The 11,698-nt window shown below is 50.6% G+C and carries 14 protein-coding genes; 13 read left to right on the top strand and 1 reads right to left on the bottom strand.

Going from position 1 to position 11,698, the window contains the following annotated elements; all coding sequences use genetic code 11:
• The first annotated feature begins 106 nt into the window (after positions 1–106).
• The 13 genes from ACP3TC_RS01730 to ACP3TC_RS01790 all read left to right on the top strand — a co-directional run bounded on the left by ACP3TC_RS01730 (position 107) and on the right by ACP3TC_RS01790 (position 10,537).
• Entirely contained in the window at positions 107–733 is a 627-nt protein-coding gene (locus ACP3TC_RS01730) for a hypothetical protein (RefSeq protein WP_313854010.1), read from the top strand.
• Positions 734–811: 78 nt separating this feature from the next.
• Positions 812–1,369: a hypothetical protein gene (locus ACP3TC_RS01735; protein ID WP_426817388.1), complete on the top strand. Its 558-nt coding sequence runs from the start codon at positions 812–814 to the stop codon at positions 1,367–1,369.
• 78 nt (positions 1,370–1,447) lie between these two features.
• Entirely contained in the window at positions 1,448–2,248 is an 801-nt protein-coding gene (locus ACP3TC_RS01740) for a hypothetical protein (RefSeq protein ID WP_426817389.1), read from the top strand.
• Between the two features lie 78 nt (positions 2,249–2,326).
• Positions 2,327–3,061 carry a hypothetical protein gene (locus ACP3TC_RS01745; RefSeq protein WP_313854002.1) on the top strand — a complete coding sequence of 245 codons (735 nt, stop codon included), beginning with the start codon at positions 2,327–2,329 and terminating at the stop codon, positions 3,059–3,061.
• Between the two features lie 78 nt (positions 3,062–3,139).
• The gene (locus ACP3TC_RS01750; RefSeq protein WP_313854001.1) at positions 3,140–3,922 is read left to right on the top strand and encodes a hypothetical protein; all 783 of its coding nucleotides are present in this window, start codon (positions 3,140–3,142) and stop codon (positions 3,920–3,922) included.
• A 77-nt stretch (positions 3,923–3,999) separates the two neighbouring features.
• A complete protein-coding gene (locus ACP3TC_RS01755) occupies positions 4,000–4,998 on the top strand; it encodes a hypothetical protein (protein ID WP_426817390.1) in 999 nt (332 codons plus the stop codon).
• A 544-nt stretch (positions 4,999–5,542) separates the two neighbouring features.
• Complete coding sequence (locus ACP3TC_RS01760; RefSeq protein ID WP_313853997.1) at positions 5,543–6,109, top strand: hypothetical protein; 567 nt, start codon at positions 5,543–5,545, stop codon at positions 6,107–6,109.
• Between the two features lie 59 nt (positions 6,110–6,168).
• Entirely contained in the window at positions 6,169–6,546 is a 378-nt protein-coding gene (locus tag ACP3TC_RS01765; protein ID WP_313853995.1) for a hypothetical protein, read from the top strand.
• Positions 6,547–6,608: 62 nt separating this feature from the next.
• A complete protein-coding gene (locus ACP3TC_RS01770; protein WP_313853993.1) occupies positions 6,609–7,106 on the top strand; it encodes a SycD/LcrH family type III secretion system chaperone in 498 nt (165 codons plus the stop codon).
• The gene (sctE, locus tag ACP3TC_RS01775) at positions 7,091–8,587 is read left to right on the top strand and encodes a type III secretion system translocon subunit SctE (RefSeq protein WP_426817391.1); all 1,497 of its coding nucleotides are present in this window, start codon (positions 7,091–7,093) and stop codon (positions 8,585–8,587) included. The genes ACP3TC_RS01770 and sctE overlap by 16 nt, the downstream gene beginning before the upstream one ends.
• A gap of 12 nt (positions 8,588–8,599) precedes the next feature.
• The gene (locus ACP3TC_RS01780; protein WP_426817392.1) at positions 8,600–9,409 is read left to right on the top strand and encodes a hypothetical protein; all 810 of its coding nucleotides are present in this window, start codon (positions 8,600–8,602) and stop codon (positions 9,407–9,409) included.
• Between the two features lie 46 nt (positions 9,410–9,455).
• Entirely contained in the window at positions 9,456–10,049 is a 594-nt protein-coding gene (locus ACP3TC_RS01785; RefSeq protein ID WP_313853987.1) for a hypothetical protein, read from the top strand.
• A gap of 53 nt (positions 10,050–10,102) precedes the next feature.
• On the top strand, positions 10,103–10,537 hold the full coding sequence (locus tag ACP3TC_RS01790; protein ID WP_313853984.1) for a hypothetical protein: 435 nt from the start codon (positions 10,103–10,105) through the stop codon (positions 10,535–10,537).
• A gap of 351 nt (positions 10,538–10,888) precedes the next feature.
• Here ACP3TC_RS01790 and ACP3TC_RS01795 read toward each other — a convergent pair whose 3' ends face one another.
• Positions 10,889–11,695 carry a lytic transglycosylase domain-containing protein gene (locus tag ACP3TC_RS01795; RefSeq protein WP_426817393.1) on the bottom strand — a complete coding sequence of 269 codons (807 nt, stop codon included), beginning with the start codon at positions 11,693–11,695 and terminating at the stop codon, positions 10,889–10,891.
• Between the last annotated feature and the right edge of the window lie 3 nt (positions 11,696–11,698).

Raw genomic sequence — 11,698 nt, forward strand, 5'->3', positions numbered from 1 at the left:
AGAATTCTATTTTTTTCAGATGCCTATTATAGCCACATCAACACCGGACATTGCCTGACAGATTATCTGGCAAACAATTAAAACATCTAAATAGGAAAGAGTAATCATGACTGCTATTAACAATCTTAACCTCAACGCACCAACTGGCCCGAAATCAAGTGGCGACACCGAGTACCTGAGCGCAGGCAAAAACACCTCGCTGATGGGCACCGCGATGGTCACCATGGACAGCATCATGCTGCTGTTTACCGAGCTGGCGAACGCCAAGTTCGAGCAGATGAGCAAGAAGACCGAAGTGTCACGTGATGCGCAGGATATGGCTAACCGCGTTGACGCGCTGCTGGCGGGCCTGGAGAACAGCAAGGATACCGTATCGCTGCCGCCAGAAGTGATTGAATACATGCGTGCCAACAATATTGAAGTTAACGGCCAGAGCATTGATGAGTTTCTTAGCGGCCTGCCAAAGTCCATACCTGCTCATTTAAAGGGCCAGGACGTTCCTGCTGAGTGGCTGAATCAGTCTGGTGGAACGCCTCTGCTGGATAAAGCTGATCTGACCGCCGTGAAATCCGCACTGGAATCCCATTCAGGCCGCGCCTCTGACTTCGTACAGCAGAACCAGCTGAAGCTGCAGCAGCTGATGCAGAACTTTAACACCGCGGTCACCATGGCCAACAGCGTACAGAGCATGAACGCGGAATCGGCTAAATCCATCGCCCAGTCCATCCGTTAATAACTGATTAATGACTACCGGCAGCGCCATAAAGGCCTGCCGTTAACCAGACACATTCAAAATAAAGGGAATTACACGATGACCGCTATCAACAATCTTAACCTCAATGCTCCAGCTGGCCCGAAATCAAGTGGCGACACCGAGTATCTGAGCGCAGGTAAAAACACCTCGCTGATGGGCACCGCGATGGTCACCATGGACAACATCATGCTGCTGTTTACCGAGCTGGCGAACGCCAAGTTCGAGCAGATGAGCAAGAAGACCGAAGTGTCACGTGATGCGCAGGATATGGCCAACCGCGTCGACGCGCTGCTGGCGGGCCTGGCGGATGCTCAAAGCAAGGCAGATCTGCCGGAAGACGTTATCGCGTATATGCGTGCCAACAATATCGAAGTCAACGGCATGAGCATCGATAAGTTTCTGAGCGAAAATGGCTCCAGTCTGAATAAAGCCGACCTGACGGCAGTAAAATCGGCGCTGGAATCCCATTCAGGCCGCGCCTCTGACTTCGTACAGCAGAACCAGCTGAAGCTGCAGCAGCTGATGCAGAACTTCAACACCGCGGTCACCATGGCCAACAGCGTACAGAGCATGAACGCGGAATCGGCTAAATCGATCGCCCAGTCCATCCGTTAATAACTGATTAATGACTACCGGCAGCGCCATAAGGGCCTGCCGTTAATCAGACACATTTAAAATAAAGGGAATTACATTATGACCGCTATCAACAATCTTAACCTCAATGCACCAACTGGCCCGAAATCAAGCGGCGACACCGAGTACCTGAGCGCAGGCAAAAACACCTCGCTGATGGGCACCGCGATGGTCACCATGGACAGCATCATGCTGCTGTTTACCGAGCTGGCGAACTCCAAGTTCGAGCAGATGAGCAAGAAGACCGAAGTGTCCCGTGATGCGCAGGATATGGCTAACCGCGTTGATGCGCTGCTGGCGGGCCTGGCGGATGGTAAAAGTAAGGCTGAGCTGCCGGCAGATGTCATCGCTTACATGCGTGAAAACAACATCGAAGTCAACGGCATGAGTATTGATGATTTTCTGGATTCCAAATTACCTGGCGCAGGTAACGTCCTGGCAGCGCTGTCACAACTGCTGGCGTCAGGTCAGCAAGAATTTAAAGAGGAGGATATTGCAGGCCTGCTTAAATTTATGGATGACAATGGCATCAAGGTCAACGGTCAGAGTGTCTATTCACTTATCACAGACTCTGAGTTCGCGGGTGGTGAGTTAATGGCATTAGATAAAGTTGTCACCGCGGGAAATATGGAAAAGATTATGAGCGCCCTGCAGGACGCCATCAAGCTGGATAAAGCTGATCTGACCGCCGTGAAATCCGCACTGGAATCCCATTCAGGCCGCGCCTCTGACTTCGTACAGCAGAACCAGCTGAAGCTGCAGCAGCTGATGCAGAACTTCAACACCGCGGTCACCATGGCCAACAGCGTACAGAGCATGAACGCGGAATCGGCTAAATCCATCGCCCAGTCCATCCGCTAATCACTGATTAATGACTACCGGCAGCGCCATAGAGGCCTGCCGTTAACCAGACACATTCAAAATAAAGGGAATTACATCATGACCGCTATCAACAATCTTAATCTCAATGCACCGACTGGCCCGAAATCAAGCGGTGACACCGAGTACCTGAGCGCAGGCAAAAACACCTCGCTGATGGGGGCCGCGATGGTCACCATGGACAGCATCATGCTGCTGTTTACCGAGCTGGCGAACACCAAGTTCGAGCAAATGAGCAAGAAGACCGAAGTGTCCCGTGATGCGCAGGATATGGCTAACCGCATCGACGCGCTGCTGGCGGGCCTGGCAAGCGGAAAAGATACCGCCGAGCTGCCGGCAGATGTTATCGCGTACATGCGTGCCAACAATATTGAAGTCAACGGCCAGAGCATTGATGAGTTTCTGAGCGACAAGAAGTCTGAGATCTTAGGGGCCGGCCTCCAGGATCACATCAATGAACTCACGCGCGAGTATTATCAAAAATCAGGTGACTACTACAACAGAAATGAAAATGACGAGCGCTCTAATGAGAAAAAAGCCGCACTGGACGATATTTCAGAGCGCCTGCGTAGAGCAAAAGCTGGCGATATCGACGTTAAGCTGGATAAAGCTGATCTGACCGCCGTGAAATCCGCACTGGAGTCCCACTCAGGCCGCGCCTCTGACTTCGTACAGCAGAACCAGCTGAAGCTGCAGCAGCTGATGCAGAACTTTAACACCGCGGTCACCATGGCCAACAGCGTACAGAGCATGAACGCGGAATCGACTAAATCGATCGCCCAGTCCATCCGCTAATGACTGATTTATGACTACCGGCAGCGCCATAAGTGCCTGCCGTTAACCAGACACATTCAAAATAAAGGGAATTACATTATGACCGCTATCAACAATCTTAACCTCAATGCACCGACTGGCCCGAAATCAAGCGGCGACACCGAATACCTGAGCGCAGGCAAAAACACCTCGCTGATGGGCACCGCGATGGTCACCATGGACAGCATCATGCTGCTGTTTACCGAGCTGGCGAACTCCAAGTTCGAGCAGATGAGCAAGAAGACTGAAGTATCCCGTGATGCGCAGGATATGGCTAACCGCGTCGACGCGCTGTTGGCGGGCCTGGCAAGCGGAAAAGATACCGCCGCGCTGCCGCCAGAAGTGATTGAATACATGCGTGCCAACAATATTGAAGTCAACGGCAAGAGTATTGATGACTTCCTGCGCGGTGCTGAAAGCTTAGGCTCGCTCTGGGCGCTGAACAACCTTGACTCTTTTGACAGAAGAGGCTTTGGGTGGAGTAGCGGGATGAATGACAGCGCCAATCAGGTGGTTAAAGATTTGGATGCTGCCGGAATCAAGATTGATGGCCAAAAAGCCAGTGAGTGGCTGGCGAACCAAAAAGGTTCCGGATCTGAACCTTACAGCAAGGAAACGATCTCACAGCTGGTTAATTCTGGCCGACAGCTGGACAAGGCTGACCTGACTGCGGTGAAATCTGCACTGGAATCCCACTCAGGCCGCGCCTCTGACTTCGTACAGCAGAACCAGCTGAAGCTGCAGCAGCTGATGCAGAACTTTAACACCGCGGTCACCATGGCCAACAGCGTGCAGAGTATGAATGCTGAATCGGCCAAATCCATCGCTCAGTCCATCCGCTAATCATTGTTTCATGACTAACGGCAGCGTTTTTAACCGCTGCCGTTAACCCGAGACACTACAATAATGAGAATAAAATCATGAGCGGTATCAATACCAATAACCTTAATATCAACGCGCCGACTGGGATGAAATCAGGCGGTGATACTGAGTATCTGAGCGCAGGCAAAAACACCTCGCTGATGGGCGCTGCGATGGTCACCATGGACAGCATTATGCTGCTGTTTACTGAACTGGCGAATGCCAAGTTCGAGCAGATGAGCAAGAAGACCGAAGTGTCACGCGATGCGCAGGATATGGCTAACCGCGTCGATGCGCTGCTGGCGGGCCTGGCAAGCGGAAAAGATACCGCTGCACTCCCGCAAGACATTATTGAGTATATGCGTGCCAACAACATCCAGGTTAACGGCATGAGTATTGATAAGTTTCTCGGTCTGAAGCCAGCGGATGATCTACCAGGCGGCCCAGAAACCCCAGAAACCCCAGAAACCCCAGAAGCACCAGAAACCCCAGAAGCACCAGAAGCACCAGAAGCACCAGGTACACCTGGAACGCCTGGCGCGTCTGAAGCGGCGAAATTTGTGCAGATGTTAAATGCACTGCTGGCCAGCGCGCCGGCAGAGGGAGTGCAGGGAAGTCAGCTGTTTGAACTGCTTGATTTTATGAAAGAATATGGCATCCCTTTGGGGGGCGATATGCTGCATTTGCCGAATGGGGGTAATGCCTCTCTGTGGCAAATTGAACAACTGAGAAATCAGCTGACAGCAGCGTTTCCGGATGCCGGCTTCAATCCTGGTACTCGCCCGGCGATCAATCCCGACGCGCCTCCGGTTGATGGTCCAGTGGATGGTCCGGTCAATGGCCCGGTAACGGGCCCGGTTGAGCTGGATAAAGCCGCACTGACGGCAATAAAATCCGCACTTGAGTCCTACTCTGGCCGTGCCTCTGACTTCGTACAGCAGAACCAGCTGAAGTTGCAGCAGCTGATGCAGAACTTTAACACCGCAGTCACTATGGCTAACAGCGTGCAGAGTATGAACGCTGAATCGACCAAATCTATCGCCCAATCAATACGCTAATCACGCACCGCGGCAGTGCTGCAATATTCTGCCTGCCGCCTTTCTATATCCGGTATTATTCAGAATTAATGACATTTATTCGATTGCTTATCAAAAAAACTAAAGCGAGCCCGATATACGCTAAAAGATTCCCCTGTGATACTTCCCGACAATCAATTTATATATATTGACATAAAAATAAAGATAAACTTTATTGAGGTGAGGTTTTATTTTTCCAGAGGCTTATTGGTATTCAAATTATTAGTTAAATATAACAGCTTTCTAATACTACAGGTGTATTCAGCTGAGGATGTGCCTTGCTATTTTAAGTTATTGTTTCTAGGGTTTATTTTATCCATTTTGTCATTTAAATAATAATCCCATCAGGTGTTTACCTGATATTTTTTGTAATTAAATTATCAATGTTAGTGTGCAAAAACAGAATGTTTTGCAGAGATCCGCAAATCTATATTTACCAAGTATCTATCATAGCCTCATTAAAACCAAGCCACGCAGGATTCGACAATCTTGTAAACATGTAAAACACCAAAAGGAATGAGAGTTCATGTACGCGATCGAAAACATTGTCAGCGTTTCCCGAAGCGAATCACCCGTTCTCAGCAGGCCAGCCGATCTCGACTACCTCAGAGCCGGTGGCAATGTCTCGTTGATGGGTACTGCGTTGACGACGATTGAAAAAATCATGCTGCTGTTTACCGAGCTGGCAAATGCAAAATTCGAGGAGATGGGTAATAAAACCGAAGTATCCCGTGATGCACAGGATATGGCCAACCGTGTTGACGCACTGTTAGCGGGTTTGGCGGATGCTCAAAGTCAGGCTGAGCTGCCAGCAGACGTTATCGCTTACATGCGTGAAAACAAGATTGAAGTCAACGGCATGAGCATCGATCAGTTCCTGGCTGAAAATGGCCCCGAGCTGAATAAAGCCGATCTGACGTCGGTGAAATCGACGCTGGAATCCTTCTCAGGTCGCGCTTCTGACTTCGTACAGCAGAACCAGCTGAAGCTGCAGCAGCTGATGCAGAACTTTAACACCGCAGTCACCATGGCCAACAGCATACAGAGCATGACCGCAGAATCGACTAAATCGATCGCCCAGGCTATTCGCTAATAATTTTAGGGGCTGAGGCGTCTGCTTATGCTCCGTTTTACCTCACCGGGGGAACAAAAATGCAAGACCTGAACCAGCTAAAAACCATGATCGATACTCTGCAAATGCGTCGCGTGGGTTTTAAAAAACAAATTGATGAATTTAAAAAGCTGCAGGAAGAGATTGCTCAACTGCACGCGCGTGCGCCGAACGATCCCGATGCTCAGCGCAAGCTGAAAAAACTTGATGGGGTACTGAAAGGCGATCGCGTGCCGAAGCAAATGGCTGAAAAAGTGGCCTCAATGCAAAAGACATTTGAGCAATTGGGTAAACAGCTGAAACAGCTGGTACCCGATCAACCCGTTCAACCAGGCCAGACCACTGCTGTGGTAGCCGCTGCCGCCAATGCACCTGCCAAGCCAGTGATGGCGAAAAAACATCGGCGTGCGTTTATTTGATTTTTCACCCTCTCACATGGCGCGAAGAGCAAAATTTCGACGCGCCTTAACATGGAGTTTTTATGTCAGAGACCATGATTAACCCACAGCAAGAAGAGAACGACGACGTACTGCAACGCTTCTTTTCGCGCGGTGGATCATTACGGATGTTAACCGATATCGACGATCAGGATCTGGTACAGCTTTACAGTTATGCCGGTCAGTTGTTTGCCGCTGGTGAGTTCGTGGCGTCGCGTAACTTTTATCAACTTTTAAGCACTTTTGATCACTGGAATTACGACTATTTGTTGGGATTAGGGCTATCCCATCAGCGCCTTTCTGCCCATGAAGAAGCCATCTCCTGCTTTGCACGAGCCGGGATGATCACTATCGATGACCCGCGGGCGGCGTTTTTTGCTGGCCTGAGCTACCGGCTGGTAGGCAATGAAGCTTACGCCCGCAAAGCCTTTAATGCCGCCATCATGTGGTGCGGCGAACAATCACATTATCAGGAAATTAAGGGAAATGCGGAAAGGATGTTAACCGCTACCACGGAGGAAGTTTCATGCACATTGGTTTAGATCGTGCTCTTGCAGCGCCAGGAGCTGGCAGTGATTTGGAGAATGAATTCTCTGCCGTTAAAAGTCCCCGTACTGAAAAAACGCTGGCACCAATCATTCTGCTGTTTGTTAGCGACAGAGACGGCAAAAAATCCCCACTTGCGCAGTTGGCGATGCCGACAGAGTCACCCGTCACGGGCTCTCGTCAGCAAGCTCAGGCCTCGTTAGACAATATACAGCGGGCGCTGCCTGCGCCAGTGGGAGATGACCCCAGCTTTAAATTCAATTTATCGACCATGGAACGTGTGCCGATGGAGGCGATGTTCCTGGCGTCGACCATGCTGGCGAACCAGATTCTCGGTGACACTGCGGAGATGAAAGGTCGGGCGCTGTCAATTATGAGTGACAAGCAAGACCAGCTGCGCAAGCAGGAGGTCGAGCAGATTCGCGAGCAGATGAATGCTTCCGTCGAGCAGCAGGACAAAGCGAAGAAAGCGGGCATCCTCAGTGTAGTGTTTGACTGGGTAGTCGCTGCCGTTGAGGTAGTTACAGGCGTCGCGAAAATCGTCGGTGGTGTGCTGAGCGGCAACGCACTACAGGCGGCAGGTGGTGCCATGGACCTGATGGCGGGCCTGGCCGGAATGGTGAAAGCGATGGCGAATACCCTGGCGCTGATCGATCCGGAGAATGCTGAAAAATACAAAAAAGTGGCAGACGCAGCCGGAAAAATCCAGATGGCGTTTGAAATTGCCGGTGCGGTGATTGATGTCACCAGCGCGATGCGTAATGCCATCATGACCAAAGTAGTGCCTAAAGTCGTCGGTAAGCTGTTGAAAGAGGGTGCCGATCAGGCCATTTCTACCGCGATTAGAGAAGGAAATAAAGTCGCTCTGAAAACTGCCGCCAACCAGCTCGGTAAAAAGGTTGCTTCAGAAATTGGCGAACAAATTGTCACCCGTACAGCGAGAGAGCTGGCGGAAGAAGCCGCTAAAAATGCCATCAAGAAAACAGCACATAACTTTGCCGTTAATAAGATGGCGAAGCAGTTCGGCAGTGAAGCGATTGAGCAAATGGTCAGTAATGCGGTGGAAAAAGTCGGCAAGGACGCGATTAAACGCGGCGTTGACCTGACGGCAAAAGAAGTCACTAAAAAGGTGATGGCAGAGATTCGCTGGCAGGTAATGACGGCAGTGGCGAAAGGTGTCACTTGTGGCGCGACTACCGTGATGAATGTTACCCGCGGAGCGGTCACTGGTGCTCAGAACATTACCGTTGGCACCATTGATAAGCAAAAAGCGGAGCTGCAGAAGAAAATTGATCAGCTGGTTCTTGACCAGCAGTGGACCCAGAGCTTCTTCGAATACTTTGAAGCAAGTAAAAAGGAAACCATCAAAAAGGTGAAAGATCTGCAGGACAGCCAGGCTGAAGTGATGCAGGGCGGCGTTGCGATGATTAGCCAGATTGCTTCTAACCAGGCGCAGATGGCCGCTTCAATGGTGTAAACAGGAGTCATTATGGATGCAGTAAGCCGTTTCGGTAGCCATAGCCAGGTGCAAATCTCATCGCAGCCCAGCGAGAAAGCAGCAGGGTTATCGCTTGAGCACACCGAAGCCAATAGTGTTTTGACGGAGGGGCTTACTGCTGAAGGCGTCGCGATGTTTGCCATGCAAGAGATTGATCAGCAACAGCTTAATCGAATAGAGGGAGCCTTAAACAGTGCCGCTAATTATGCATCCGAAGGGCTGGAAGATACAGAATTAGCCGGTGTAATCAGGCAAGCCGCTGCGGAAGTAGTTGGCGCCAGCAATCAAGCGCAGACCTTCACTATGTTTGAGTTGATTGCGTTGATCATGGCTGTCTCTTTACGCGATGGCGAACGGCAGCGAGATATGGCCGAAGAGCTCAAGCCGGAGGTTTCCGCTACGGCTATCGCGATTCAGGCTATTGGCCAGCAAGCGATTGAAGACTCTTTTACCAGCAACATACTTTCATCAGTTGGGGCAATGATGAATGGAGTCAAAGCATGGGTTGGCACCAGTGATAACAAGGATGCGACAGATGCGGTGGGAAGTATCAGCAGCATGTGTGGGCTGCATGCCGCCAGCTACAACATCAGTAGCGAATTGCGGGAAAGCATTAAAGCCATTGCCCAGGACTATATGGATAAAACAAAAGAGCAGATCGATGGTGCGCTGCAAATGGGCGATGCCAGCCAGCAAGAGTTGGATCAGCAGTTAACGCAACTGGTCAATACCGGTAACCATATGGCGATGATTATTGCCAGCGCCACTGAAATTATGAAAGGCGCATTCAGAAAAAGTTAAATCACTCACCGATTATCGGTAAACAAAATAAATGGAGACAGAAAAGATGAGTACCATCAACCAAATTAATAATACCAATACTGCACCTGTTACGCCTGAAACTACCAGCACGCGCTCTGCGGCAGGCAATGGCGCCCTGGCAACAATTGATGATCTGATTGCCATGCTGCAAAAAATGAACGGTGATATTCGCGATATGCAGCGCGAACACTACACCGCTCAACAATCGGCGGCTCATAAAAAAGATCTCACGGCTATGGCGAGTAAAGAGAAAGCCATTGAACTGAATTATTCGGCGGCACGCGGTAACGCCACGGCGAAAATTCTCTCCGGTGGATTCAGCGTTGCAGGCGCATTTCTCGGCGGCGTGGCATCCAGCGGCGGGTCACTGATTTCCGGCGGCGCGGATGGCATGGGTAAAATAAGTGAAGGCAGTGCCGGGATGAAAGGTGCCGGAATCACCCGCGAAGCGCAGGAGATGCAATTGTTAGGTGACTATCAGTCGAACGCCGCCAGCGAATACTGGAAAGGGCTGGCTGCTACCGCGGATAAAGCGGCAGAAGCTTCCCGTCGAATGCTGGAAATGACGCGTGAACTGATGAGCCTGCAAGAGCGCATTATGGGTGCTGTGCGCCTGTAGTAGCAGAAAAACGGGGTTAAGCCTGAGTGCTTAATCCCTTGAAGGAGAAGAATATGCAGCAAGTTACAGAAAATACCGATGCAGTAACTGACTATTTACGCAGCCAGGGTAAAACGCCGCAAGTGGCTTATTTTGGCAATAGCCCGTTGGTAATTGGCTGGCGAGTCACCCTGGCAGACTTTGAGCTGGTGTACCGGCTGGAAGAGGGTCAGCTGGTGGTCTGCGATTTTAAAGCTAACAGCGATACCGGCAACCATAATCGTGCGGCCGCAGGATTTATTAAACTGATTCATCAACTGGAACGCAAAGTACCGCAGATGAAGTGCGTGCGCGGTATGTTGCTGGACAGCATTCAGGCTGATGTGCTGAGCATGCGCCAGCGCCTGGCTGATGCGCTGATTTATCAGGGCGCTTACTGGCAGGAGATTGACGGCGAACTGTGGCTTATTTATGACGCCGGGGTTAAGCGTAAAGCCGCCGTGGCGTGATAGCCCGTATATTATTATCCTTTCTGCTGCGACCATTGCTGAAATAAAAATCGGCTGTGGTCGCGATTTTTTATTGTGATGTCGCCCTGGTACTCATCATTTCTTTAGCAAGTTGCTTAGCAGGAACAGATTAGATACCTGAAGAGATAATTATTAACCTTAACCAACGATAAAGTCGCCTCTGATAAATTAATTTAAATAATTTAATTAATTTATCAGAGGCGCTATTTTAATATTATCGGCAGCGGATGCTTTTGTTCTGCATCGGAATACAGCAAGGCGAACGGTGAACATCAGTAATAAAGATGTAAACTGGATCAGAACAGCGATAATCGTTTTTCCCACGGCTATTTACAGGGCATGGCTGGTATCTTGCGTATTATGTTGCTTGTTGGCTGCTGCACTGGGCGCGGATATCAATAGTCCCAACAGTTTTGCGGCTAGCGCATGACCATTGAGTGCAACTTTCTCCACGGGTTTATCTGCCACCGTTTCCGATTGCATAGCGTACTGCTTGTCCGCAGGAAGAGAGTGACGCTGTGGCTGCTGGTAATGGGCCATCACCTTTTTTACATAGTGCTGCGTTTCGCGATACGGTGGAATGGTTTTACCGTAGCGCTTTACCGCGCCTTCGCCGGCATTATAGCCTGCCAGGGCCAGCGTTAAATCATTATCGAAGTGTTTGATTAACCACTGCATATAACTGGCTCCGGCGCGCAGGTTGTGCTGTGGATCCAGCAAATCGGTGTAACCGAAGCGCTCGCCGGTAGCAGGCATAACCTGCATCAAACCACGCGCGCCTTTAGGCGAAACGGCCTCATGCTGATAGTTTGACTCAACGCGGATCATCGCGTGCAGCAGGTCGGCATCAAGGCCGAACTCTGCCGACACCTGCTCAACCAGCGGATGAAAACGGTCTCTGTCCCTTTGTTGAGCGGCAGTTACGGCCGGGGGGGGCGGCAATTCAGCACTGGTTTTTGCAGTTGGCTGAGCGGGATTGACTTCTTCCTTCTCAGGCACCGTTGCAGTCATCGCGCTGCTACTCTCCTGCACGCGGGTCCAGGAGAGTGGCTCTACCGGCTGCTCGACGAAATCATTCGCCATATCAGACTCTGTCACCGAGAGGGAAGCGTCAACCTCCTGGGGTGGCGTATCCACAAA

It is taken from the genome of Winslowiella sp. 2C04, assembly GCF_050037805.1.
GTDB lineage: Bacteria > Pseudomonadota > Gammaproteobacteria > Enterobacterales > Enterobacteriaceae > Erwinia > Erwinia toletana_A.

Coding starts and splice junctions, on each gene's coding strand:
- ACP3TC_RS01735 (WP_426817388.1), top strand. CDS start 812: ATGACCGCTATCAACAATCTTAACCTCAATGCTCCAGCTGGCCCGAAA.
- ACP3TC_RS01755 (WP_426817390.1), top strand. CDS start 4,000: ATGAGCGGTATCAATACCAATAACCTTAATATCAACGCGCCGACTGGG.
- ACP3TC_RS01780 (WP_426817392.1), top strand. CDS start 8,600: ATGGATGCAGTAAGCCGTTTCGGTAGCCATAGCCAGGTGCAAATCTCA.
- ACP3TC_RS01750 (WP_313854001.1), top strand. CDS start 3,140: ATGACCGCTATCAACAATCTTAACCTCAATGCACCGACTGGCCCGAAA.
- ACP3TC_RS01745 (WP_313854002.1), top strand. CDS start 2,327: ATGACCGCTATCAACAATCTTAATCTCAATGCACCGACTGGCCCGAAA.
- ACP3TC_RS01785 (WP_313853987.1), top strand. CDS start 9,456: ATGAGTACCATCAACCAAATTAATAATACCAATACTGCACCTGTTACG.
- ACP3TC_RS01765 (WP_313853995.1), top strand. CDS start 6,169: ATGCAAGACCTGAACCAGCTAAAAACCATGATCGATACTCTGCAAATG.
- ACP3TC_RS01790 (WP_313853984.1), top strand. CDS start 10,103: ATGCAGCAAGTTACAGAAAATACCGATGCAGTAACTGACTATTTACGC.
- sctE (WP_426817391.1), top strand. CDS start 7,091: ATGCACATTGGTTTAGATCGTGCTCTTGCAGCGCCAGGAGCTGGCAGT.
- ACP3TC_RS01770 (WP_313853993.1), top strand. CDS start 6,609: ATGTCAGAGACCATGATTAACCCACAGCAAGAAGAGAACGACGACGTA.
- ACP3TC_RS01730 (WP_313854010.1), top strand. CDS start 107: ATGACTGCTATTAACAATCTTAACCTCAACGCACCAACTGGCCCGAAA.
- ACP3TC_RS01740 (WP_426817389.1), top strand. CDS start 1,448: ATGACCGCTATCAACAATCTTAACCTCAATGCACCAACTGGCCCGAAA.
- ACP3TC_RS01760 (WP_313853997.1), top strand. CDS start 5,543: ATGTACGCGATCGAAAACATTGTCAGCGTTTCCCGAAGCGAATCACCC.